Genomic DNA, 23,092 nt, shown 5'->3' on the forward strand with positions numbered 1-23,092 from the left:
CCATCAGCGCCAGGTGTCGTTCAGGTCGAGCGTCCCCGAGGACGGCACCGTCGCGACGCGGTTGGCACCGCTCTCCCACGTGACGTTGCCCGCCTCGTCCTTCCGGATGTACTTGTACTCGAAGGTCGTGCCCGGAGGCAGCTCGATCGTCGCGGTCCACGTGGGGTACGCGGCCGCGGACAGCGCCACCGCAGCGGACGGCGACCACTGTCCGAGTTCGTCGATGTTCCCCACGACGAAGATGTTCTGCCCCCACACGGTCGTCGCCTGGACGCCGAAGCCCACCGCGACCGCGGAGGCCGGCTCGTCCGGCTCGTCCGGCTCGCACGGATCCTCGGCGCTCACCCCGGCCGTCGAGACGGCGACGTGGCTGCCGCTCAGCGTGTAGTCATTGGTCGAGTTGTTGTCCCACGTGCCGGAGCCGTCGTTGAACGCGGCGGTGATCGACGCTCCGTCAGCGGAGATCTCGCGTTCGACCCAGCCGTCGCACGCCGTCGTCATCGGCTCCCCCGGCACCGACGTCCAGGATCCGGAGCCGATGCGGTAGTGGATGTTGTACGCCGACCAGCCCTTCTCGGTCGAGTAGTAGACGGTCGTCGTGTCGCCGGTCGGCTCCGGGTCGGGGTCCGGGGTCGTGCCGGCGAGCCTCCCGACGTGCAGCGCGAGCGCACCGTAGGCGGGCACGCTCGCCGTGAAGGTGCCCTGGGCGGAGACCGTCACCGTCGTCGAGCAGTCGTCCGACGCGATCACGTCGCAGTACGACCCTGCCGGGAGCGACGTCTGGTAGGTCCGGGTGATCGCACCCGCCGTGTTGTTCAGGGTGACGAAGCCCGCGTCCCCGCGACCGTACGCGATGTGGTTGTTCCCGTCGTCCCACCAGTTCGTGACCGCGGTGCCCTCGACCGCGTTGTGGAAGCCGACCATGCCCTCCACCTCGGTCTCGCGGTGGGTGCAGGTCCACGCGGACGATGCGCAGGAGGCATCCGGCACGCTCGTGTCGGACGCGCCTGGCGCGCCGGCCTCTTTGTCGGACCACGTGTAGCCGCTGTACACCGTCGGCGAACCGTACGGCCAGGAGAGCAGGAACGTGTTCGCCAGCAGGTACTTGGCGCCCCACTTGTAGTTCATGGTCTCGCCGTTGCGCTCCGTGTCGTGGTTGTCGACGAACACGCCGGCGCTGCTCGACGGCAGCTTGCCGTCGCCGATGAGCCGCAGGTCCGTGATCTGGCCGTCGAAGCGCGACTTCAGCTCACGCGCGTAGAAGAACTCGTGCGAGTCGCCGCTGCCGAGGTACTCGGACGGCTGGACCGGCTCGCCCGACGCCCCGATCACCTCGTGCACCCAGAAGATGTCCGGATCGGTCAGCTTCGACTTGATGGCCTCGAGGTCCGCCGCCGGGATGTGCTTGGCCGCATCGATCCGGAACCCGCTGACACCGAGCGAGATCAGGTCGTTCAGGTAGTCGGCGAGCGTGGTGCGCACGTAGTCGGACCCCGTGCGCAGGTCCTGCAGCGACAGCAGCCGGCAGTTCTGCACCTGGTAGCGGTCACCGTAGTTCGAGATGTTGCTCCGGCAGTCGTTGAAGTCCCACGAGCTGTAGATCCCCGGGAACGAGTCCACGCCGAACTGGGAGCCGGCCACGCCCGTGCCGGACCCGACGTCCGCACCGGTCGTGTGGTTCAGGACCGCGTCCGCGATGACGCCGACACCGGCGCTGCGGCACGTCGCCACCATCGACGCGAACTCCGCCCGGGTGCCGAGCTTCGACTCGATCCGGTAGCTCACCGGCTGGTAGGAGGTCCACCACTCGGATCCCCGGATGTGCTCCTGCGGCGGCGACACCTGGACGTAGCCGTATCCGGCCGGCCCGAGCGAGTCCGTGCACTCCGAGGCGACCGAGTCCCAGGTCCACTGGAACAGGTTCGCGATGACGTTGCCGCGACCGTTGTCGGAGGCGACGACGGTCGACGGCTGGGGCGTCGAGGCCGTCGCGGGGGCGGTCCCGATGGAGGCCCCGGCGAGCAGGAGGCCGGAGACCGCGATCGCGGTCATGACCTGGGGTAGGCGTCGCCGTTTCGGCGAGGCGAGGCGTGCACCGAACATGAGATCTCCCATTCGTCGTTCGTCGTTGAACCACTTCGGTACCCGGACGCTGGTGTCCGGGACCATTGGCCCGACGGTAGCGTCGAGGCGCGCGTTAATGCAAGCGTTTGCATTAACTCGGGGATGAGCACCGTGTCAGACAAGACCGACCGCAGGGATATGCAGATGCAGGAGCGCATGCGCTTCCACTCCGTGAGCGGAAGCCCGACTGCGCACCGACCGGACGACGATGCCCCCGCCCGGACGGACCGGACGGGGGCAGTGGAGCCGCCTGTGGGAATCGAACCCACGACCTATTCATTACGAGTGAATCGCTCTGCCGACTGAGCTAAGGCGGCGTGCGAACCGGCGCGGAACGCGACGGGCACGAGAGACCATGTTAGCGGGTTTCTGCGAGTACTTCGTACACGCGCCGGAACGCCTCCTGCATCCTGGTCTCGAGCGGCTTCGCCGGGCCGAGCTGCTCGGCCCAGCTGCGCCACGCGTAGGTGATCACGCCGACCGTCGTCATGGCCACGAGCATCGTGCGATCGTCGCGTGCAGCGGGGTCGGCCGCGAGTCCGGGATCGGTGACCTCGAGGCGCCGTGCCACGAGCCCGCGGAGGCGGTCCTCGAACGCCATGAGGCCGGCGAACTGGCTCTCCATGAGCTGCGGATGCTCCTGCATGACCTCGCGACGGAGCGTGACCACCTCGAGGTCGTCGGCCTGCTCCTCCACCACCGCGGCGAAGAGCTCGCCGAGGTCGTCGGCCATCCGCCCGGTCGGTCCGGCGTCCGCGAAGAGCTCGGCCGCCGCCTCGGGGAACGACGGCACGTCGCCGGTGAGCGCGGCTGTCTTCGACGGGAAGTAGTTGAAGAAGGTGCGCGGGGAGACGTCGGCTGCCCGGGTGATCTCCTCGACCGTGACGTGGTCGAACCCGCGCTCGCGCGTCAGGCGCAGCGCCGCGAGCTGGATCGCATGGCGGGTGGCCCGCCGCTTCCGCTCGCGGAGACCCGGTTCGATGGTGTCGCGCCCCATCTGGTCAGTATTGCACCTGCTGCAACATTGCAGCGGCGCCGCGCGTCCGCGTCGTCGGCCGGCGGGTCAGCACATCGGGTCGCCGTCGGGCACGATCCCGTCGACGAGGTACCCCTCGACCGCCGCGACGACGCACGGGTCGCGCGACGGATAGGCCGCGTGCCCCTCGCCCTCGTAGGTCACGAGCACCCCGGTTTCGAGCTGCTCGGCGAGCGTCACCGCCCACTCGTAGGGCGTCGCAGGGTCGTTCGTCGTGCCGACGACGAGGATCGGCGGGGCGCCCGCGGCGGTCACGATCTCGTCGGACTCGACCGGCGGCGCCGGCCAGCCGGCGCACGACAGGTCGCCGTACCCGAAGTAGGTGCCGAGCACGGGTGCGGCGGCTTCGAGCTCCGCGACCCGCTCGCGCATGCCGGCCACGTCGTCGGGGTCGCCGGCGTGGTCGACGCAGTTGATGGCGTGGAACGCCTCGCTCGAGTTGTCGAGGTAGTTCCCGTCCTCGTCGCGGCCGTTGTAGGCATCGGCCGAGATGAACGCCGCCTCCGCGCTGCCGAACATCACCTGCTCGAACAGGATGTCGAGGAACGGCCAGGACGCCTCGTCGTAGAGCGGGTAGAGGATCGCCGTGACGAGGGTGTTCGCGCCCAGCATCCGGCCGTCGGCTGCGCGCAACGGGCTGGCCTCGACCGAGTCCAGCAGTGCCCGCACGGTGGCCGCCGCGTCGTCGACGCTGCCGCGGAACGGGCATTCGTCGCCCGCGAGGCACGAGGCGAGGTAGGACCGCAGGGCCCGCTCGAACCCGATCGCCTGCGTCTTCGAGATCTCGAAGTCCGGCGTGCTCGGGTCGAGCACCGCGTCGAGCACCATGCGACCGATGCGCTCGGGGTACAGGCCCGCGTAGGTCACGCCGAGCGTCGACCCGTACGAATAGCCGAGGTAGTGGAGCTCCTCGTCGCCGAGCAGTGCGCGCAGCAGGTCGAGGTCGCGCGCGGCCGAGCCCGTGCCGATGTTGGCGAGCAGCTCGCCGCTGCGTTCGGCGCACGCCGCGGAGTAGTCCTCCTGCTCCGCCCGGGCCTCGGCGAGCCACGCGTCGGTGCCCCGCTCGCTCCGGGCGATGCTGTAGAGGTAGGCGTCCTTGGCCTCGGCGTCGGCGAAGCAGTCGACCGCGGTCGACTGCCCGACCCCGCGCGGGTCGAAGCCCACGACGTCGTACGCGGCCTGCACCGCGTCGCCGACGGCGTAGTCGAGGGAGTCCGCGATGAAGTCCACGCCCGACGCGCCCGGCCCGCCCGGGTTGACGAGCAGCGAGCCGACCTTCTCCCCCGTGGCCGCGTGGCGCACGAGCGCGAGCTCGACGCTCCCCGCTCCCGGCGCGTCCCAGTCGAGCGGCGCCTCGGCCGTCGCGCACCACATGCCGTCGCCGCACCGGCGCCACTCGAGCTCCTGGGCGTAGAACTCGCCCAGGTCGCTCGCCATGGTCGAGGGCACGGGCTCGGGGATGCTCCGCTGCACCCCGAACGGCCACGAGACGCACCCGCTGAGCAGCAGGGCGACGGATGCCGCGAGCGCGGCCGCGACCGTCGCGCGACGCGCCCTCATCGGGCCGACCCCGCGCGACCGCGCACCGCCGACACGAGCATCGACTCGAGCGCGAGCACGGGAGCCACGTTGCCGTCGATGCGCTCGCGGGCCTCGGCGATCGCGTCGAGGGTCGCGAGCGTCTGCGCCGGCGTCGCGGCGCGTGCGGCCGCGTCGAGCTCGGGGCGCAGCTCGACGTTGACCAGGTCGACCTCGGCGCCGACCTGCAGCAGCAGGACGTCGCGGTACAGCGACGACAGGTCGACGAGGATGCGGTCGATGCCGTCGCGCAGGCTCCGCGTGGCGCGGCGCTTCTGGTCGTCCTCGAGGGCCTTGATCTGCGAGCGCAGCGCGGCCGGGACCGCCTGGCCCGGCGCGACGCCCAGCGAGCGCAGGGCGTGCTCGCGCTCCTCGGCGTCGCGCTCGGCCGTGATCGCCTTCGCGTCGTCGCCCGCGATCTCGAGCATGCGCGCCGCGCCCAGCACGGCGTCACGGGTGGAGCGCACGCCGAGCGCGGCCCGCAGCGTCTCCTCACGGCGGGCGCGCGCGTCCTCGCTCGTGGCGAGCCGCAGCGCCATGCCGATGTGGCTCTGCGCCTCGCGCGCGCACCGCTCGGCGAGCGCCTGGTCGACCCCGTCGCGCCGCACGAGCAGCTCGGCGACGTCGGCCACGCTCGGCACCCGCAGGCGCACGGTGCGCACGCGCGAGCGGATGGTCGGGAGCAGGTCGGCCTCGCTCGGCGCGCAGAGGATCCACACCGTGCGCGGCGGGGGCTCCTCGAGCTCCTTCAGGAGCACGTTCGACGACCGCTCGCTCATGCGGTCGGCGTCCTCGATCACGATCACGCGGTACGGCGCGACCGACGGCGAGTAGTGCGACCGCTCGACCACGGTGCGCAGCGTGTCGATGGAGATGATCACGCCCTGGGTGGAGACCACGTGCAGGTCGGGGTGCGAACCCGCCTCGACCTGGGCGATCGTCGTCGGCTCGCCGTCGGCGTCGCCCGAGAGCAGCGCGGTCGCGAAGGCGAGCGCAAGGTTCGAGCGACCGGAGCCGGGCGGCCCGGTGATGAGCCAGGCGTGCGTCATGCCGTCGTCGCCCGCCGGGGCGGCGCCCGCCGCCGCGCGGAAGACGTCGATCGCCGCATCCTGCCCGGTCAGCTCGGTCCACACGCTCACGCCGGACACGCTACCCGTCGCCGCCGACGAGCCGTTCGCCCACGGCCTCACGGATCGCGGTCGCGAGCTCGTCCACCGGCAGGGTCGCATCGAGCACCAGGAACCGCTCGGGCTCGGCCGCGGCCAGCTCGAGGTACGCGGCCCGCACGCGGGCGTGGAAGGACGCACCCTCGGCCTCGAGGCGGTCGTACCGGGTGCGGGCGCCGTCGAGGCGGGCGCGCGCGGCGGCCTCGTCGAGGTCGAGGAGGATCGTGAGGTCGGGCAGCAGGTCGTCGGTCGCCCACAGCGACAGTCGCCGCACCTCGTCGGCGTCGAGCACGCGACCGGCGCCCTGGTAGGCGACCGAGGAGTCGAGGTAGCGGTCCTGTAGCACGACCGCGCCGCGCTCGAGCGCGGGCCGCACGAGCGTCGCGACGTGGTGCGCCCGATCGGCCGCGTACAGCAGCGCCTCGGCGCGCGGCGCGATGTCGCCGCGGTGGTGCAGCACGAGCTCGCGGATCTCGAGCCCGACGTCGGTGCCGCCCGGCTCGCGCGTGCGCACGACCTCGCGGCCCGACGCGCGCAGCCACTCGGCGAGCAGTTCGGCCTGGGTCGACTTGCCCGAGCCGTCACCGCCCTCGAGCGTGACGAACAGGCCGCGCGCGGCCCGGGTCACGACGTGGTCTTCTTGGGCGCGGCCTTCTTCGCCGGCGCCTTCTTCTTCGCCGGGGCCTTCTTCGCGGTGCTCGCGCGCGTGGTGCGCGGCTTCGCCGGGCCCTTGTCGCGCTTGATCTGGAGGAGCTCGGCGGCCCGCTCGAACGTGATCTCCTCCACGGTGTCGCCGCGCGGGATCGTCGCGTTGGTCGTCCCGTCGGTGACGTACGGCCCGAAGCGGCCGTCCTTCACCTTGATCGGCTTGCCGCTGACGGGGTCCGCCTCGAACTCCTTGAGCGAGCTCGACGCACGGCGCGCACCGTACTTCGGCTGCGCGTAGAGCTCGAGCGCACCGGGGAGGTCGATGTCGAAGATCGCGTCCTCGCTCGGCAGCGAGCGCGTGTCGGTGCCCTTCTTGAGGTACGGGCCGTAGCGGCCGTTCTGCGCGGTGATCGCATCGCCCGACTCCGGGTCCTCGCCCACCGTGCGGGGCAGGTCGAGCAGGCGCAGCGCGGTGTCGAGGTCGATCGTCGCGAGGTCCATCGACTTGAACAGCGACGCCGTGCGCGGCTTCGGGGCGGCGGCCTTCTTCGCAGGCTTCTTCTTCGGCGCGTCGGTCACCTCGCCCGTCTTCGGGTCGACGGATGCCTCGGGCTCCAGCTCGGGCTCCAGCTCGGTGACGTACGGGCCGAAGCGGCCGTCCTTCGCCACGACCTGCTTGCCGTTCTCCGGGTTCAGGCCGAGCACGAGGTCGCCCTGCACCGGCGCATCGACGAGCTCGCGCGCCTTCGCCTCGGTGAGCTCGTCAGGCGCGAGCTCGGCCGGGATGTTCACGCGCCGCGGCGTCGCATCCGGCCCGCCCTCGGTGTCGGGCGTCTCGAGGTACGGCCCGTAGCGACCGATGCGCAGCGTGATGTCGTCGGCGATCGGGATCGAGTTGATGCGGCGCGCGTCGATGTCGCCCAGGTTGTCGATGATCTGGCGCAGCCCGAGGTAGTCGTCGGTGCCGAAGTAGAAGCCCTTCAGCCAGTCGACGCGGTCGGCGTCGCCGCCCGCGATGCGGTCGAGGTCCTCCTCCATCTCGGCGGTGAAGTCGTACTGCACGAGGTCGGTGAAGTGCTCCTCGAGCAGCCGCACGACCGAGAAGGCGATCCAGTTCGGCACGAGCGCCTGCCCGCGCGGGGTGACGTAGCCGCGGTCGACGATCGTGGAGATGATCGACGCGAACGTCGACGGGCGGCCGATGCCGAGCTCCTCGAGCCGCTTCACGAGGCTCGCCTCGGTGTAGCGCGGCGGCGGGCTCGTCTCGTGGTCCTTCGACTCGAGGTTCGCCAGCGCGATGACCTGGCCCTCCTCGAGCGGGGGCAGCTTGGCGTTCTTGCCGCCCTCGTCGGCGTTCCGCTCCTCGTCCTTGCCCTCCTCGTAGGCGGCGAGGAACCCGCGGAACGTGATCACCGTGCCGCTCGCGCTGAACTCGGCGGTGGAGTTCGCGATGCCGGGGCGGGGCGACGCCGGCTCCGGGGCATCCGCCGCCACCGCCGTGTCGGCCGCCGTGGGGCCGACCGCGATCGTGAGCGTCGCGGTCTTGCCCTTCGCGTCGGCCATCTGCGAGGCGACCGTGCGCTTCCAGATGAGGTCGTACAGCTTGAAGTCGTTGCCGCGCAGGGTCGACTGGAGCGACGACGGCGTGCGGAACGTGTCGCCCGACGGGCGGATCGCCTCGTGCGCCTCCTGCGCGTTCTTGCTCTTCCCCTTGTACACGCGCGGCGACGACGGGATGGAGTCGGCGCCGTAGAGCGCGACGGCCTGCGCCCGCGCCGCATCCGTCGCCTGCTTCGAGAGCGACGGCGAGTCGGTGCGCATATAGGTGATGTAGCCGTTCTCGTAGAGCGACTGGGCGACCGACATGGTCTGGCGGGCCGAGAACCGCAGCTTGCGCGCGGCCTCCTGCTGCAGCGTCGATGTCGTGAACGGCGCCGCGGGCTTGCGCGAGTACGGCTTCGACTCGACCTTGGCGACGGTCGACGGCACGGTGTCGGCGCGCAGGGCCGAGGCGAGGGCACGGGCGGATGCCTCGTCGAGGACCACGGCGTCGTTCTTCAGCCGGCCGGCGTCGTCGAAGTCGCGCCCGGTCGCGACGCGAGCGCCGTCCAGGCGCACGAGGCGCGCCTCGAACGCGGTCGCGTCGGCGGCATCCGACTCGGCGAAGGTCGCGGTGAGGTCCCAGTACGACGCCGCCACGAACGCGAGGCGCTCGCGCTCGCGCTCGACGACCAGGCGCGTCGCCGCCGACTGCACGCGGCCGGCGGAGAGGCCGGGGCCGACCTTGCGCCAGAGCACGGGCGAGACCTCGTAGCCGTAGAGGCGGTCGAGGATGCGGCGCGTCTCCTGCGCGTCGACGAGCGCGGTGTCGAGTTCGCGGGTGTGGTCCTTCGCGGCGAGGATCGCGTCCTTGGTGATCTCGTGGAAGACCATGCGGCGCACCGGCACCTTGGGCTTCAGCTCCTGCAGGAGGTGCCACGCGATGGCCTCGCCCTCGCGGTCCTCATCAGTGGCGAGCAGGAGTTCGTCGGCGCCCTTCAGCGCGCGCTTGAGCTCGGCGACCGTCTTCTTCTTGGAGTCGGAGACGACGTAGTAGGGCTCGAAGCCGTTCTCCACGTCCACGGAGAACTTGCCCATCGAGCCCTTCTTGAGCTCCGGGGGGAGGTTCTTCGGCTCGACGAGGTCGCGGATGTGACCGACCGAGGACAGCACCTCGTAGCCCTCGCCCAGATAGTTGGCGATGGACTTCATCTTGGTCGGCGACTCGACGATGACCAGCTTCTTGCCCGGCACCGGACTCCTTTCGCGGGAGCACCCCTCCCGTTCATCGCACACCATACACAGTCACACCGAGAGCGACCCCTTGCGGACGCCTGCGAGCGGAGGACAATGACGATATGGACACGTCAACCGCAGGCACGTACACGGCGAAGCTGACCGACGGGCCGCTGGAGGGCAAGACCATCACGGTCGCGTTCCTCGATTCCGGCGATCCGAACCCCCGGCTGGAGATCCCGGCCGAGTCGGGCGGCAAGCACTACGTCTACTCGCGCGGCTCCGGCGTCGAGTTCGACACCGAGCATGCGGGCAGGCCGTCGTCGGTCTCGTACCGCTTCATCGAGACCGTCTTCGACTGACCCGAGGCGCCTCACGGCTCGAGCCCCGCTCCAGGGGGCCCGGCCCGGGCCCGTGCGGCCTGCGCGAGCCCGGCGACGACCACGCGCGCCCGCACCTCGGCGACGAGGCCGTCGATCGCGCACGCCTCGAGCGTGCCGCCGTTGCGCGCCGCGGCGTCGGCGGCGCGCTCGCACGGCTCGCCGGGCACCGCACCCGACACGGCGTCGGCCGCCGCGAGCGCCGCCGCGTCCGCGGCGTTGGCCGCGAGCTGCCCGCCGAGCAGCATCGCCGACGCGGCGAGCACCGGCGCGGTGAGCGCGACGGTCGCCGCGACCACGCCCAGCGCGAGCACCGAACCCGCCCCGCGCTCGGCTGAGATCCCGCCGGCCCTCGCGCCCACGTCACCACCCGCCCTCGAGCGCGCACGCGCGCGCCGCGGCATCGAGCGGCAGGAGCGCCATCGGCGCGGGCTCCCGCACGCGCACGCAGACGAATCCGCCGTCGTGCTCGACGACGACGTGCGCCCCGGGCGCGACCCGGGCGACGATGTCGCGCGCCCGGTCGTCCGCCTCGCCGCGGCCGAGGGCCCTCGCCGCGTCGGCCGCCGAGTCGGCCAGCGCCGCGTGGCGGGCGAGCAGCCCGACCCCGCCGAGGCAGATCGCGAGCACGAGCGCGACCGCGGGGAGCGCGGCGGCCAGCTCCGCCGTCACGCTCCCCCGGTCGCCTCGCACGCCGGGCTCAGCCCAACGTGAGCGCGTTGCGCACGAGGTCGGTGAGGATCTCGCGCACCTCGTCGCCGCGCAGGATGACGACGAGCAGGCCCGCGAAGCCCACGGCCGCCATCGTCGCCACCGCGTACTCCGCGGTGGCGGCACCGCGATCGCCCGCGAGTCGCCGCAGGAGCCGTGCGGCGCGGCTCCTCCGCTCGGGGCGTCGGGCACCCGCGTCGGGCGCACCTCCGTGGTCGTGTTCGGGCATCCGTTCTCCTCTCTCTTCATCGGGCTCGCGCCCGGTCCGGTGGCACGAGCAGATCGGGGTGCGGCCCTCATGCGAGGTCCGCAACGGTCGTCGCGACGACCGACACGAGCATCGGCAGCACGCCGAGCAGCACGAACGCCGGGAGCGTGCACGCCGCGAGCGGCAGCATCAGGCGCACCGCGAGCGCGGCGGACCCGGCGCGCCCGGCTGCTCGCGCGGCCAGACGCTGCGACGAGGCCTCCGCGCGCAGCAGCTCGCCGACCGGCACGCCCGCGCGGCGGCTCAGCGCGACGACCTCGTCGGCTGCTGCATCCGCCCGCGCCGCGGGCAGGCACGCGTCGAGCGCCTCGACCACGGCGGCGCGCGCTCGCGGGACGCTCGCGCCACCGGCGAGCGCGACGGCGAGCAGGTCGAGGGCGAGGCCCGGCGCGGGCTCGGGACGGGCCGCGCGGGCGACGAGCGCGCGGCTCCACACGAGTCCCGCACCCAGCAGCGCGACGCCCGCCACGGCGGAGCCGAGCCCGAGCGGCGAGCCCAGGAGCGCCCCGACCGTGTCGAAGCCGAGCGCGGCGCCGAAGGCGAGTCCGACCGGCGGCAGCAGCGCGACGAGCCGGGCCGTCGCACGCGGGCCCGCGAGCACGGCGTCGAGCTCCCGCTGCAGCTCGGCCACGTCGCGGAGGGCACCAGCGGTGTCGCGGAGCATCTGCGCGAGCGGGCTCCCGGACCGCTCGGCGACCGACCAGCCCGCGGCGAGCGCCTGCCAGCCGAGTCGTGCCGGCGCGGGCAGCGCTCCCGCGGCACCCACGACGGCGCCCGCCACGTCGCCGCCGGTGCGCGCCGCATCGGCGGCGTGCTCCGCCACGCCACCGGCCGTGCTCGCGAGATGCGCCCAGGCGGCGGCGGGCGCCACGCCCGCCGCGAGCAGCACGGCGAGGCGGTGCGCGCCGGTCGCCACCGCGTCGACCTCGGTGCCGGGCGCGGGGCCGCGGCGCCGCAGCGCGATCATGCGCCCGCCTCCGCCTCGGACGGCAGCACGACCAGACGGCCGCCGTCCAGCCGGAGGCGGCCGGTCCCGCTGATCCGGCGCCCGGTGCCGTCCCGCTCGACGTGGACCACGAGGTCGAACGCACTCGCCGCCTGGCGCGCGACCGCGTCCGGGGTCATTCCGGCGGCCGCGCCGAGGGCCTCGAGGCGCGCCGGCACCTCGTCCAGCGCGTTCGCGTGCAGGGTGCCCGCGCCGCCGTCGTGACCGGTGTTCAGCGCCGACAGCAGCTCGCGCAGTTCCGCGCCACGGCACTCGCCCACGACGATGCGGTCGGGCCGCATGCGCAGCGCCTCGCGCAGCAGCGCGTCGAGCCCGAGCCCGCCCGCGCCCTCCAGGTTGGCCTGACGCGCCTGCAGCGCGACGACGTGCGGGTGGCGCACGCGGAGCTCGGCGACGTCCTCGATGAGCACGATGCGCTCGGCCGCCGGCGCCTCGGCCAGCAGCGCTCCCAGGAGCGTCGTCTTGCCCGCCCCCGCCGCGCCCGTCACGAGCAGGTTCTCCCGTGCGGCGACCGCCGCCCGCAGTCGCTGCGCGACCCGCTCGTCGCACAGCCCGCCCCGCACGAGGTCGGCCAGGCTCGGCGCGCCCTGCCGCGGCACGCGCACCGAGATGAGCGTGCCGGCCGTGGCGACCGGCGGCAGCACCGCGTGGACGCGGATGCCGCCGCCGATGCGCGCATCGACCGCGGGCGTCGCCTCGTCGACGTGACGACCGCCGCGCGCGATGAGCGCGACCGCGAGCGCGCGGACCATGCGCTCGTCGGCCTCCCACGACGGCTCCCGCTCCGCGCCCCGGCCCCGGTCCACCCAGAGCCCGCGCTCGCCGTTCACGAAGAGGTCGGTGGCGCCCTCGGCGTGCGGCGCGAGCGGGCCCAGCGCCCCGAGGTCGATCGGCTCGGCCGGCTGCGCCGCCCGGGCGGCATCCGCTGCATCGACCGCCTCGCCGCGCCGTGTCGAACCTGTCGTGCCCGCGCGGTTCGCAGCGCCGGGCGTGCCGGGACGCACCAGCAGCGCCCCGCTCGCGTCGGGCGCGGGCGCGGGCGCGGGCGCGTCGGGCGACGACCACGAGGGCCGTGCGATGTACGGGATTGACCGGGGAACCGCCATGCCGACGACGGTAGGAAGCTCCGGCACCGTTCCGGGCCGATCCTCTGCCTGCTCGGCCGAGCCGACCTGCCGGAAGCCCTGTGGAGGAATGCACGGGTGTCGATCGCAGCCCTGCGATCGACCCCGTTAAAAAGGAGGGGGCGGCACCCATTGGGGGGAACAGGTGCCGCCTCGGCGATGTGCGATTGGGGGGAATCACAACATCGCAGGCCATGAAACTCGTTCAGGCACGCCCCAGTTTAGGGGGTACGGATCCATGCGCAAGTACCTTTTGTCCTCATTTGTGGGGACGCGCAGAAATCTCTGGGCAGAGGCACAGATGGGGTACACGATCCGGGGGTGAGTGGGGGACATGACGCCGGATTCCACGGCGGTGCAGCGTGCGGGATAGGGTCGTACCGGGCAGGCGAAACCCACCGATGATCCCCGTTCGCGAAGGAGCGACCGAAACGACATGAACGTCCAGATCGATCACAGTCTCGAGGAGATCCGCCGATTCCGGCCGAGTCCCGAGTTCGCCGCCCAAGCGGTCGCCGGCCCCGAGCTGGCCGAGGCCGCATCCGCCGACCGCCTCGCCTTCTGGGCCGACCAGGCGCGGTCGCTGCTCACCTGGAGCACGCCCTTCACCCGCACGCTCGACTGGTCGAACCCGCCGTTCGCCAAGTGGTTCGACGACGGGGAGCTCAACGTCGCGGCCAACTGCCTCGACCGCCACGTCGAGGCGGGCAACGGCGACCGCGTCGCCCTGTACTTCGAGGGCGAGCCCGGCGACAGCCGCGCCATCACCTACGCCGAGCTCACCGCGGAGGTGAAGCGCGCCGCAAACGTGCTGATCGGCCTGGGCGTGAAGCCCGGTGACCGCGTCGCCGTCTACCTGCCGCTCATCCCCGAGGCCGTGATCGCGATGCTCGCGATCGCACGTGTCGGCGCCATCCACTCGGTCGTGTTCGGCGGCTTCAGCGCGGACAGCCTCGCCTCGCGAATCGACGACGCCGAGGCATCCGTCGTCATCACCGCCGACGGCGGGTACCGCAAGGGCAAGGTCTTCCCGCTGAAGCCCACCGTCGACGAGGCCGTCGCGAAGTCGGCCGGGTCGGTCGGGCACGTGCTCGTCGTGCGCCGCGGCGAGAACGAGGTCGACTGGGTCGAGGGCCGCGACCACTGGTGGCACGAGCTCGCGGCGGAGGCCTCCGACGAGCACGAGGCGCCCGCGTTCAACGCCGAGCACCCCCTGTTCATCCTCTACACCTCGGGCACGACCGGGAAGCCGAAGGGCATCCTGCACACCTCGGGCGGCTACCTCACCCAGGCGGCGTTCACGCACAGGAACGTGTTCGACCTGCACCCCGAGCGCGACGTCTACTGGTGCACCGCCGACGTCGGCTGGATCACCGGCCACTCGTACGTCGTCTACGGGCCGCTCGCCAACGGCGCGACCCAGGTCATCTACGAGGGCACGCCGGACACGCCGCATCCGGGTCGCTGGTGGGAGATCATCGAGAAGTACGGCGTCACGATCTTCTACACGGCGCCGACCGCGATCCGGTCGTTCATGAAGGCCGGCCGGCAGATCCCGCAGTCGTTCAACCTGCGCACGCTGCGGGTGCTCGGCTCCGTGGGCGAGCCGATCAACCCCGAGGCGTGGATCTGGTACCGGCACGTCATCGGCGGCGGCTCGATCCCGGTCGTCGACACCTGGTGGCAGACCGAGACGGGCGCGATCATGATCTCGGCGCTGCCCGGCATCACCGACCTCAAGCCCGGCAGCGCGCAGGTTCCCGTGCCGGGCATCTCGATCGACGTGCTGACCGACGAGGGCGACCCCGTCGACGGCACCTCGGGCGGGCTACTCACCGTCACCGAGCCGTGGCCGAGCATGCTCCGGGGCATCTGGGGCGACCCCGAGCGGTTCCAGGAGACCTACTGGGCGAAGTTCGGCGACCGGTACTTCGCCGGCGACGGCGCGCGCCGCGATGAGGACGGAGACATCTGGTTGCTCGGCCGGGTCGACGACGTCATGAACGTCTCGGGCCACCGCCTCTCGACCGCCGAGATCGAGTCGTCGCTCGTCGCGCATCCGCTCACCGCGGAGGCGGCGGTCGTCGGCGCGTCCGACGAGACAACCGGCCAGGCGGTCGTCGCGTTCGTGATCCTCAAGGACCGGCAGGTCTCGGCGGCGAGCGACACCGAGGCGACGAGCCAGGAGCTCCGCGCGCACGTCGCCAAGGAGATCGGTGCGATCGCCAGGCCCCGTCAGGTGTTCATCGTGAACGAGCTGCCGAAGACGCGCTCGGGCAAGATCATGCGGCGACTGCTGCGCGATCTCGCCGAGGGCCGCGAGGTCGGCGACACCACGACGCTCGCCGACACGTCGATCATGGAGATCATCAGCGCGCAGGTGCGCTGATCACGGTGCGGGGCGGATGCCGCGAGCCGGCGTCCGCCCTCCCCCACCGGGTGCGGGCGGCGTGCCGCTACGCGAACTCGACGACGAGCTCGACCTCGACCGGCGAGTCGAGCGGCAGCACGGGCACGCCGACGGCCGAGCGCGCGTGACGGCCGGCATCGCCGAAGACCTCGCCGAGCAGCTCGGACGCGCCGTTGATCACGCCGGGCTGCCCGGTGAACGACGGGTCGGATGCCACGAAGCCGGTGACCTTCACGACGCGCGTGACCCGGTCGAGCGACCCGATGACCGACTCGGCGGCGGCGAGCGCGTTGAGGATGCAGGTGCGGGCGTAGCCCTTCGCGGCATCCGCATCGACCTGCCCCTCGCCCGTGCCGACCTTGCCGGTCTCGGGGAGCGCGCCGTCGACGAACGGGAGCTGGCCCGAGGTGAAGGCCAGATTGCCGCTCACGACGGCGGGCACGTACGCGGCGACGGGCGCGGCGACGGCGGGGAGCTCGAGCCCGAGCTCGGCGAGCCGGGCGGCGACCGTGCCGGTCACTGCTCGCCCTCGAACTGCTTCGCGGCCTCGGCCGCCGCGGCGGCGCCGGCCGACGCGGCCTGCGAGTCACCGCCCCCGACGGGTCGCTTCAGGTAGGCCACGAGCCCGCCCTCCGGACCGCTGACGACCTGCACGAGCTCCCAGCCGTCACGCCCCCAGTTGTTCAGGATCGCCGCCGTGTTGTGGATCAGCAGCGGCGTGGTGACGTACTCCCAGGCGGGCATGTGGCTCCTTCGTCGGGTGGTCTGCCGGAGGTGTGTGGCGGTGGAGCGGTTTGCCAGCCTGCGGCGATAGGCTCCACTATATGTCTGCCCAAAACCGTACCCTGCGCGGTGCCGCCGAAGGCGTGCTCGGCCTCATCGGCCTGAGCGCGCTCGCCGGCGTGCTCGTCACCGCCACGGTCACCCCTGCACTTGCCGTGACCGGTATGGCGGCGAACAGCTCCATCAGCATGTTCGAGAACCTCCCCGGATACCTCGAGATCGACGACCTGTCGCAGAAGTCCACCATCTACGCCAAGTACGGCGCGGACTGGCGACCCATCGCCTCGTTCTTCGACCAGAACCGCGAGGAGGTGGCCTGGGACGACATCAGCCAGTACGTCAAGGACGCCGCGATCTCCGGTGAGGACCCGCGCTTCTACGAGCACGGCGGCGTCGACCTGCAGGGCACGATCCGCGGTGCCGTGAGCACGTACGTGCTGAACCGCGACGTGCAGGGCGGCTCGTCCATCACCCAGCAGTACATCAAGAACGTGCTCATCCAGCAGGGCATCGCCGAGGCGACGACCGCGGAGGAGGAGCAGGCCGCATACCTCGAGGCGACCGCGACGACCCCGGAGCGCAAGCTCAAGGAGATCCGGTACGCGATCACCCTCGAGAAGCAGTTCACGAAGGACGAGGTCCTGCTCGGGTACCTCAACATCGCGCACTTCGGCGGGCGCGTGTACGGCATCGAGTCGGCAGCGAAGTACTACTTCGACAAGTCCGCGAGCGAGCTCTCGCTCGCCCAGGCGGCGAGCCTCATCGCGATCGTGAACAACCCCGAGAAGTTCCGGCTCGACTACCCGGACAGCGAGACCAACGGCGCCGAGACGGTGAACGCCGACGGCGAGTCGGTCCCGTACGCGGCGAACATGGACCGCCGCAACTACATCCTCGGCGAGATGCTGGAGTACCAGAAGATCACGCAGGAGGAGTACGACGAGGCCATCGCGACGCCCGTCGAGCCGACGATCACGGAGCCGAGCACCGGCTGCCAGTCGGCCGGCGACCTCGGGTACTTCTGCGACTACGTGACCTGGGAGGTCCGCAACAAGCTCGACGACCCGGAGACCGAGGACGTCAACGAGGGCCTGCAGCTGCTCCAGAAGGGCGGCCTCAACATCTACACCACGATCGACACCAGCCTCCAGAAGGCGGCCGTGGCGACGATGAAGGCGAACGTGCCCTCGGTGGATGCCCGGTTCGACGTCGGCTCGACGGCGGTGAGCGTGCAGCCCGGTACCGGCGACATCCTCGCGATGACGCAGAACAAGACGTTCTCGAACGACCCGGACGTGCTCGCCAAGGGTGCCCAGTACTCGGCGGTGAACTACAACACCGACTACGCGTACGGCGGCTCGAGCGGGTTCCAGCCCGGATCGACGTACAAGGTGTTCACGCTCGCGGAGTGGCTCAACGAGGGTCACTCGCTGCTCGAGTCGTTCAACGGCCAGCGGCGCGAGTTCACCCACTTCACCAACACCTGCGACGGCGACTTCGTGGGCTCGTTCGACCCGAAGAACGACGACGGCCGCGTCGCCACGAACTCGGTGGACGCCACCAAGTGGTCGGTCAACACGAGCTTCGTCGCGATGGCGCAGCAGCTCGACCTGTGCGGCATCAAGGAGACGGCCCAGGCGTTCGGCATCCACCGCGCCGACGGCAACCCGCTGCAGATGAACCCCTCCGACGTGCTCGGCACGCAGGAGATCGCGCCGGTCACGATGGCCGCGGCATACGCGGGCATCGCCAACAACGGCCTGACCTGCGAGCCCAACGCCATCAAGAAGATCCGCGACGCGGAGGGCGAGGCCATCTACTCGCCCGAACCGGTCTGCACGCAGTCGGTGACCACCGACGTGGCAGCGGCGATGCAGTATGCGATGCAGCAGACCTTCGCCGGCGGCGGCACCGCGGTCGCATCGAACACGTACTCGGGCGTGGCGCACATCGGCAAGACCGGTACGACCGACGACTCCAAGGACACCTGGATGAACGGCGCGAGCACCAAGGTCGCCACCGCCGTGTGGGTCGGCCACGTGACCGCGCCCGCCGGGCGCCAGGTCGCGCTGCGCAACATCTACTGGGACTCCGGCCCCGCCGCGACGGCACGTCACCGCATGTGGAAGGACATCATGACGGTCGCTGACGCGAAGTACGGCGGCGAGGCGTTCCCCGAGGCGAACGCCGAGTTCTTCAAGCAGGTGCTGATCGACATCCCCGACGTCGTGGGCCTCACCCCCGAGGCGGCGCAGACGGCACTCGAGGAGGCCGGCTTCGTCTACGAGGAGGGCAAGGAGGAGGACTCGAGCCAGCCTGAGGGCCGGGTCTCGAGCATCAGCCCCGAGGGCCAGGCGGGCCGCGGCACCGTGATCATCGTGAACGTCTCCAACGGCAAGGTCAGCGCCGTGCCCGACGTGGTGGGCATGACCGAGCAGGCCGCACGCGACCAGCTCTCCGGCTACAACGTTCGCGTGCGCGAGGAGGACGTGCTCGATCCGACGAAGGACGGCGTCGTGATCTCGCAGGATCCCGGAGGCGGGCAGGAGGCCCGCCAGGGCTCGCGCGTGACGATCGTCATCGGCCGCTTCGTCGTGGACATCGGCGGCGGCGGCGACGGCGGCGACGGCGGTACCGGGAACGGCACCAACGGCGGCGGCGGCGGGTGACCCGACTCGGACGGAGCGGAGTCGCCGCCGCACTGACCGCGGTCGGTGCGGTGGGACTCGGTGCGTTCGCGTACGGTGCGCTCGTCGAGCGCACCCGGTGGACGCTGCGTGAGGTCACCGTGCCGGTGCTCCCGTCGGGTGCGGACCCGATCCGCGTGCTGCACATCTCCGACCTGCACATGGCGCCCTGGCAGCGCCACAAGCAGGAGTGGGTGCGCAGCCTCGCCGCGCTGCAGCCCGACCTCGTGGTCGACACGGGCGACAATCTCGGCCACGCGCGGGGCCTGGAGGGCGTCCGTCGCGCCCTGGAGCCCTTCGCCGGCGTGCCCGGCGTCTTCGTCAACGGGTCGAACGACTACTTCGGACCGACGCTGAAGAATCCGTTCGGCTACTTCGCGGGCCCCTCGAAGGTCGGCGGGTCGGGCGCGTCGCGCCTCGACATCGAAGCGCTGCACGCCTTCTTCGCCGAGCTGGGCTGGGTCGACCTCGACAACGCCGCGGCCGCGATGGAACTCCGTGGCACGAACCTGGAGTTCTTCGGGGTGGACGACGCCCACAAGGGATTCGACCGGCTGGACCTCATCACGACGGCCATCGACGAGTTGCGCGAGGGCGACCCGTGGGGCGACGACTCGTGGTCCGGCGACGGCGCCGAGGACCGGCCGACGGTGACCATCGGCGTCACCCACGCTCCCTACCGGCGCGTGCTCGGCTCCTTCGTCAACCACGGCGCGCAACTCATCCTCGCGGGACACACGCACGGCGGCCAGGTGCGCGTCCCCGGCTACGGGGCACTCGTCACCAACTGCGACATCCCGCGCTCGCAGGCACGCGGGCTGAGCCTCTGGGGCCACGGACTCCACACCGCCTACCTCAACGTGTCCGCGGGCCTGGGCACGGCGATCACCGCGCCGGTGCGGTTCGCCTGCCCGCCCGAGGCGACGCTGCTCACCCTCGTGGCGGCGCCGTAGGGCCGGGACCGTCCGTGGTCGGGAGCACTCGGATTATCGGCTATCCTTGTTGAGGCCTTACGGCCACCGGGGTGTGGCGCAGCTTGGTAGCGCGCTTCGTTCGGGACGAAGAGGTCGCAGGTTCAAATCCTGTCACCCCGACCATCGAGACCCCCTCCTCGGAGGGGGTCTCGTCGTCTCTCCGGGCCGCGAGCGATGACTGCGCAGCCTGCAGCGGACCACTTCGCGGCACCCGGAGTTGCGCCTAGGCTGTGCGCGTGGGGTGGTTCCGCAGGCGGCCGTGGCTCACGGTCCTGCTGACCGTGGCCTACGTGGCGCTGCTCGCACTCACGCTCGGCTACCCCTACCCGATCGAGGGTGAGCGCGGCACCAGGTTCGTGCTCGTGCTCGACGCGATGGGGAGCATCGGCATCGCATCCCGGTACACGTACATCCTCATCGAGTTCACGTCGAACATGCTGCTGTTCCTGCCGATGGGGATGCTCGGCTGGTGGCTGTCGGGACGGGTGCTCCGCCCTGCATGGGCGCGCGTCGCCGTCACGCTGGTACTGGGGATCGCCGTCAGCGCGACCGCGGAGTTCCTTCAGGGGAGGTACCTCCCGGAGCGCACCTCCGACCTGCGCGACATCGTCTCGAACGGTATCGGCGTGCTGGTGGGCTGCGCGGTGGCGTTCGCGATGGACCGCGCCGAGGCGCGTCGCGCGCGCGCGGAGGCAGATCGCTCCTGAGCGGAGCCGGGGCTCAGCCGCCGGATTTCACCAGATCGGCGAAGTCGGCGACCTCGTCCTCGGCCCACGCCTCCTGCATCTCCGGGATGCGCGACTGGTCGACCAGCACGATGGACTGGCCGTCGGCCGAGACGCCGATGCCGGACGTCGGCATGGTGAAGAAGTTGATGTCGTCCTTGCGGATCGAGGTCATCTCGAGGGCCAGCCCGCCCACGTAGCCGGCGTTCAGCCCCTCGCTGACCGTCACGAACGGCGAGACGGCGCTGACGATGTCGACCACGCGTCCCGGGTTGAGCGCCGTGTCGGCACTGAGCGCCGAGTCCATCACCGAGCTGATGAACAGCTGCTGGTTGCGCACGCGCTGGTAGTCGCCGTCCGCATAGGCCTTCCGCTCGCGCGCGTAGGCCATCGCCAGCTCGCCATCGAGGTGCTGCACGCCCTGTGGGTAGAAGTGGTCGATGTGGGTGCTCTGGAACGCGATCGGGTTGTTGATGTCGACCCCGCCGAGCGCGTCGGTCAGGCCCTTGAAGCTCTCGGCGTCGACGATCGCGACCTGGTCGATGCGCGTGTCGATCAGCCCCTCGATCACCTGCACGGTCAGGGGCACCCCGCCCCACGACAGCGCGGCGTTGATCTTGGCGGTGCCGTGGCCGGGGATCTCGACCCAGCTGTCGCGGAGGATCGACATCACGGTGACGTGCTCGCGGTCGCCCGAGATGTTCACGACCATGATCGTGTCGGAGCGCTGGCCCCCGGGGAGGTCTGAGATGTCATCGCCGACGGCGTCGCGCGTGTCCGAGCCGAGCAGGAGGATGTTCACCGCGTTCGCGGCGTCGCCCTCCTCGATGATCGGCGGACGGAGCGTCTCCTCGGGGAACGTGTCCTCCTCGGCGAGCTTGGCCGTCTCCTCGTCCCAGGTGCGCGCGATGGTACCGATGAAGATCGCGACGACGGCCACGCCGATCGCGATCACGCCCAGGATCGCTCCGAGCGTGATGAGCGTGACGCGCAGTCCCGTGCGCTTGCGCGCGGGAACCTCCGCCTCGTCGAGATTCAGTGACACGAGCGCAATCGTAGCCCCAGACGCCGCGTCGCGGCCGAGTATCCACCGAGTCGTTATCCCCCTGTTCGGGGGTGGTGGCGCGCGGCGCTCAGTACGCGCCGCGGGAGCCCGCGACGGCCCGGACGGTCCGCATCAGCACGATGACGTCGCCCGTGAGCGACCAGTTCTCGACGTAGTAGAGATCGAGGCGCAGGCTGTCCGACCAGGAGAGATCGGAGCGGCCGCTGACCTGCCAGAGCCCGGTGATGCCGGGACGCACGAGCAGCCGTCGTTCTGCCGCGCGTCCGTATCGCTCGACCTCTCGCGGGAGCGGCGGCCGGGGCCCCACCAGCGACATCTCGCCGCGCAGCACGTTGACGAGCTGGGGCAGTTCGTCCAAGCTGTAACGCCGCAGCACGGCACCGATGCGCGTCACGCGCGGGTCGGCGCGCAGCTTGAACAGCACGTCGTTGCCGTCCGACTTGTCGAGGAGGCCCGGCAGCTGCCCCTCGGCGTCGTCGACCATCGAGCGGAACTTCAGCATGCGGAACGTCGAGCCGTTCAGGCCGACCCGCTCCTGCGAGAAGAACGCCGGGCCGGGGCTGTCGCGGCGCACCACCAGCGCGATGACCAGGAAGACGGGGCCGAGCAGCAGCAGGGCGAGCGAGGACACGACGATGTCGAAGACGCGCTTCGTGACGTACTTGCGACCGATGAACCGCGGATAGTCCACGTGGATCAGCGGGAGGCCGGCGACCGGCGTCGCATGGATGCGCGGGCCGGCCACGTCGACGAGCGCCGGGGCCATGACGAGGCCGACCTGCCGCTCCTCGAGATCCCAGCCCAGCTCGCGCAGCTGGTCGGGGTGGACCAGGTCGGAGCCGGCGTAGATCACGGTGTCGGCGTCGGACTCGTCGAGCGCCTCGAGCACCTGCGGGAATCCGCCGAGCACCGGGATGCCCTCGACGAGATCGTGCTCGACCGAGCCGTGGTCGGTGACGGCGCCGACGATGCGGAACCCGCCCGTCGGGGCGCGGCCCATCTGCTCGGCGACGTGCAGCGCCTTGGCGCGCTCGCCCACGAGGAGGACGCGTCGGCTGTATCGTCCGGTCGCGCGACGACGCACGAGCCACTGCCGCCAGCACCAGCGGCTCGCGAGCAGGAGCAGGAGTCCGCCCGGCAGGGCGATCAGGACGTAGCCGCGTCCGATCTGCGACTGGGCGAGGAACGCGACGATCGCCAGGACGCCGAACACGCGGATCGTCGCGTCGACCAGGCGACGATACTCGGTGGAGCCGGCGCCGATGATGGTGTGGTCGCGCGTCGCGAAGAGGTCGAGCGCCACCATCCAGACCGAGACGAGCACGAGCGAGACCAGCGTGTAGCTGATCGACTGCTCGGCGATCCGCTGGCCTGCGGCGTTCTCGCCGAAGCGGAGGAACTGGGAGCCGAAGACCGCGACGACGATCACGACCAGGTCGGTCGCGAAGAGGCGCGCGGCGTAGTCGCGCTGCCAGCGCTCGAGACGGCTCGCCGCCCGGAGTCGCTGGTTGGTCGTCGTCACCCGGCCGGCTCCCTCCCGCTCGCGGCCCGTTCCCGCGCGCGCGACGTCGGGTCAGGACGTCCGGGACCGAGGTCGGGCTCGGCCGCCGGCGTGCGCGGGTGCTGCAATC

At 71.6% G+C, this 23,092-nt stretch carries 20 protein-coding genes and 2 tRNA genes; 6 read left to right on the forward strand and 16 right to left on the reverse strand.

Features of this window, described 5'->3' with window-relative positions; genetic code table 11:
* Positions 1-3: 3 nt before the first annotated feature.
* The 7 genes from QMG39_RS02075 to topA form a co-directional block, all read right to left on the reverse strand.
* Positions 4-2,052 carry a carbohydrate-binding module family 20 domain-containing protein gene (locus QMG39_RS02075; protein ID WP_281882170.1) on the reverse strand — a complete coding sequence of 683 codons (2,049 nt, stop codon included), beginning with the start codon at positions 2,050-2,052 and terminating at the stop codon, positions 4-6.
* Between the two features lie 313 nt (positions 2,053-2,365).
* Positions 2,366-2,441, reverse strand: a tRNA-Thr gene (locus QMG39_RS02080).
* 41 nt (positions 2,442-2,482) lie between these two features.
* On the reverse strand, positions 2,483-3,121 hold the full coding sequence (locus QMG39_RS02085; protein ID WP_281882171.1) for a TetR family transcriptional regulator: 639 nt from the start codon (positions 3,119-3,121) through the stop codon (positions 2,483-2,485).
* Positions 3,122-3,187: 66 nt separating this feature from the next.
* The gene (locus tag QMG39_RS02090) at positions 3,188-4,720 is read right to left on the reverse strand and encodes an alpha/beta hydrolase (protein ID WP_281882172.1); all 1,533 of its coding nucleotides are present in this window, start codon (positions 4,718-4,720) and stop codon (positions 3,188-3,190) included.
* The gene (locus QMG39_RS02095; protein WP_281882173.1) at positions 4,717-5,877 is read right to left on the reverse strand and encodes a DNA polymerase III subunit delta'; all 1,161 of its coding nucleotides are present in this window, start codon (positions 5,875-5,877) and stop codon (positions 4,717-4,719) included. The genes QMG39_RS02090 and QMG39_RS02095 overlap by 4 nt, the downstream gene beginning before the upstream one ends.
* 10 nt (positions 5,878-5,887) lie before the next feature.
* The gene (tmk, locus tag QMG39_RS02100; protein ID WP_281882174.1) at positions 5,888-6,532 is read right to left on the reverse strand and encodes a dTMP kinase; all 645 of its coding nucleotides are present in this window, start codon (positions 6,530-6,532) and stop codon (positions 5,888-5,890) included.
* Positions 6,529-9,390: a type I DNA topoisomerase gene (topA, locus tag QMG39_RS02105; RefSeq protein ID WP_444979317.1), complete on the reverse strand. Its 2,862-nt coding sequence runs from the start codon at positions 9,388-9,390 to the stop codon at positions 6,529-6,531. Before topA ends, tmk begins: the two co-directional genes overlap by 4 nt.
* Positions 9,391-9,449: 59 nt before the next feature.
* On the opposite strand from topA, the gene QMG39_RS02110 reads away from it, so the two are divergent.
* Positions 9,450-9,689: a hypothetical protein gene (locus QMG39_RS02110; protein ID WP_281882176.1), complete on the forward strand. Its 240-nt coding sequence runs from the start codon at positions 9,450-9,452 to the stop codon at positions 9,687-9,689.
* A gap of 11 nt (positions 9,690-9,700) precedes the next feature.
* Here the strand turns inward: QMG39_RS02110 and QMG39_RS02115 are convergent, their stop codons facing one another.
* From QMG39_RS02115 to QMG39_RS02135, 5 genes are all read right to left on the reverse strand, one after another.
* Complete coding sequence (locus QMG39_RS02115) at positions 9,701-10,069, reverse strand: Rv3654c family TadE-like protein (RefSeq protein WP_281882177.1); 369 nt, start codon at positions 10,067-10,069, stop codon at positions 9,701-9,703.
* 1 nt (position 10,070) lies between these two features.
* Positions 10,071-10,379 carry a TadE family type IV pilus minor pilin gene (locus QMG39_RS02120; RefSeq protein WP_281882178.1) on the reverse strand — a complete coding sequence of 103 codons (309 nt, stop codon included), beginning with the start codon at positions 10,377-10,379 and terminating at the stop codon, positions 10,071-10,073.
* A gap of 28 nt (positions 10,380-10,407) precedes the next feature.
* Positions 10,408-10,647, reverse strand: a complete 240-nt coding sequence (locus QMG39_RS02125) for a DUF4244 domain-containing protein (RefSeq protein WP_281882179.1) — start codon at positions 10,645-10,647, stop codon at positions 10,408-10,410.
* Positions 10,648-10,714: 67 nt separating this feature from the next.
* Complete coding sequence (locus tag QMG39_RS02130; RefSeq protein WP_281882180.1) at positions 10,715-11,653, reverse strand: type II secretion system F family protein; 939 nt, start codon at positions 11,651-11,653, stop codon at positions 10,715-10,717.
* Positions 11,650-12,798 carry a TadA family conjugal transfer-associated ATPase gene (locus QMG39_RS02135; protein ID WP_281882181.1) on the reverse strand — a complete coding sequence of 383 codons (1,149 nt, stop codon included), beginning with the start codon at positions 12,796-12,798 and terminating at the stop codon, positions 11,650-11,652. The genes QMG39_RS02130 and QMG39_RS02135 overlap by 4 nt, the downstream gene beginning before the upstream one ends.
* Positions 12,799-13,252: 454 nt before the next feature.
* Here QMG39_RS02135 and acs point away from each other — a divergent pair, with 454 nt between their 5' ends.
* Positions 13,253-15,205, forward strand: coding sequence for an acetate--CoA ligase (acs, locus tag QMG39_RS02140; protein ID WP_281882182.1), 1,953 nt, complete (start codon positions 13,253-13,255; stop codon positions 15,203-15,205).
* A gap of 67 nt (positions 15,206-15,272) precedes the next feature.
* Here the strand turns inward: acs and QMG39_RS02145 are convergent, their stop codons facing one another.
* Both QMG39_RS02145 and sp36 read right to left on the reverse strand, forming a co-directional pair.
* Complete coding sequence (locus QMG39_RS02145) at positions 15,273-15,746, reverse strand: RidA family protein (RefSeq protein ID WP_281882183.1); 474 nt, start codon at positions 15,744-15,746, stop codon at positions 15,273-15,275.
* Entirely contained in the window at positions 15,743-15,970 is a 228-nt protein-coding gene (gene sp36, locus QMG39_RS02150) for a Sp36 family protein (RefSeq protein WP_281882184.1), read from the reverse strand. Before sp36 ends, QMG39_RS02145 begins: the two co-directional genes overlap by 4 nt.
* 80 nt (positions 15,971-16,050) lie before the next feature.
* Between sp36 and QMG39_RS02155 the strand changes: the two genes are divergently transcribed.
* The 4 genes from QMG39_RS02155 (at position 16,051) to QMG39_RS02170 (ending at position 20,377) form a co-directional block, all read left to right on the forward strand.
* The gene (locus QMG39_RS02155; protein ID WP_281882185.1) at positions 16,051-18,678 is read left to right on the forward strand and encodes a transglycosylase domain-containing protein; all 2,628 of its coding nucleotides are present in this window, start codon (positions 16,051-16,053) and stop codon (positions 18,676-18,678) included.
* The gene (locus tag QMG39_RS02160; protein ID WP_373878289.1) at positions 18,675-19,649 is read left to right on the forward strand and encodes a metallophosphoesterase; all 975 of its coding nucleotides are present in this window, start codon (positions 18,675-18,677) and stop codon (positions 19,647-19,649) included. The genes QMG39_RS02155 and QMG39_RS02160 overlap by 4 nt, the downstream gene beginning before the upstream one ends.
* A gap of 67 nt (positions 19,650-19,716) precedes the next feature.
* A tRNA-Pro gene (locus tag QMG39_RS02165) sits at positions 19,717-19,793 on the forward strand.
* Between the two features lie 113 nt (positions 19,794-19,906).
* Complete coding sequence (locus QMG39_RS02170) at positions 19,907-20,377, forward strand: VanZ family protein (protein WP_281882186.1); 471 nt, start codon at positions 19,907-19,909, stop codon at positions 20,375-20,377.
* Between the two features lie 13 nt (positions 20,378-20,390).
* Here the strand turns inward: QMG39_RS02170 and QMG39_RS02175 are convergent, their stop codons facing one another.
* Together QMG39_RS02175 and QMG39_RS02180 are read right to left on the reverse strand one after the other, a co-directional pair.
* Positions 20,391-21,440 (reverse strand): LCP family protein, encoded by a 1,050-nt coding sequence (locus tag QMG39_RS02175; RefSeq protein ID WP_281882187.1) that lies wholly within the window; start codon positions 21,438-21,440, stop codon positions 20,391-20,393.
* Positions 21,441-21,528: 88 nt separating this feature from the next.
* A complete protein-coding gene (locus QMG39_RS02180; protein ID WP_281882188.1) occupies positions 21,529-22,983 on the reverse strand; it encodes a sugar transferase in 1,455 nt (484 codons plus the stop codon).
* Positions 22,984-23,092 lie beyond the last annotated feature (109 nt).

This window comes from Agromyces rhizosphaerae (assembly GCF_027925245.1).
In the GTDB taxonomy this organism is placed as follows: domain Bacteria; phylum Actinomycetota; class Actinomycetes; order Actinomycetales; family Microbacteriaceae; genus Agromyces; species Agromyces rhizosphaerae.

Bases quoted from the DNA above. Each gene is read 5' to 3' on its own strand.
- QMG39_RS02075 (WP_281882170.1), bottom strand. From the start codon at position 2,052: ATGACCGCGATCGCGGTCTCCGGCCTCCTGCTCGCCGGGGCCTCCATC.
- QMG39_RS02110 (WP_281882176.1), top strand. From the start codon at position 9,450: ATGGACACGTCAACCGCAGGCACGTACACGGCGAAGCTGACCGACGGG.
- QMG39_RS02155 (WP_281882185.1), top strand. From the start codon at position 16,051: ATGTCTGCCCAAAACCGTACCCTGCGCGGTGCCGCCGAAGGCGTGCTC.
- QMG39_RS02135 (WP_281882181.1), bottom strand. From the start codon at position 12,798: ATGGCGGTTCCCCGGTCAATCCCGTACATCGCACGGCCCTCGTGGTCG.
- QMG39_RS02090 (WP_281882172.1), bottom strand. From the start codon at position 4,720: ATGAGGGCGCGTCGCGCGACGGTCGCGGCCGCGCTCGCGGCATCCGTC.
- topA (WP_444979317.1), bottom strand. From the start codon at position 9,390: ATGGTGTGCGATGAACGGGAGGGGTGCTCCCGCGAAAGGAGTCCGGTG.
- acs (WP_281882182.1), top strand. From the start codon at position 13,253: ATGAACGTCCAGATCGATCACAGTCTCGAGGAGATCCGCCGATTCCGG.
- QMG39_RS02125 (WP_281882179.1), bottom strand. From the start codon at position 10,647: ATGCCCGAACACGACCACGGAGGTGCGCCCGACGCGGGTGCCCGACGC.
- sp36 (WP_281882184.1), bottom strand. From the start codon at position 15,970: ATGCCCGCCTGGGAGTACGTCACCACGCCGCTGCTGATCCACAACACG.
- QMG39_RS02085 (WP_281882171.1), bottom strand. From the start codon at position 3,121: ATGGGGCGCGACACCATCGAACCGGGTCTCCGCGAGCGGAAGCGGCGG.
- QMG39_RS02130 (WP_281882180.1), bottom strand. From the start codon at position 11,653: ATGATCGCGCTGCGGCGCCGCGGCCCCGCGCCCGGCACCGAGGTCGAC.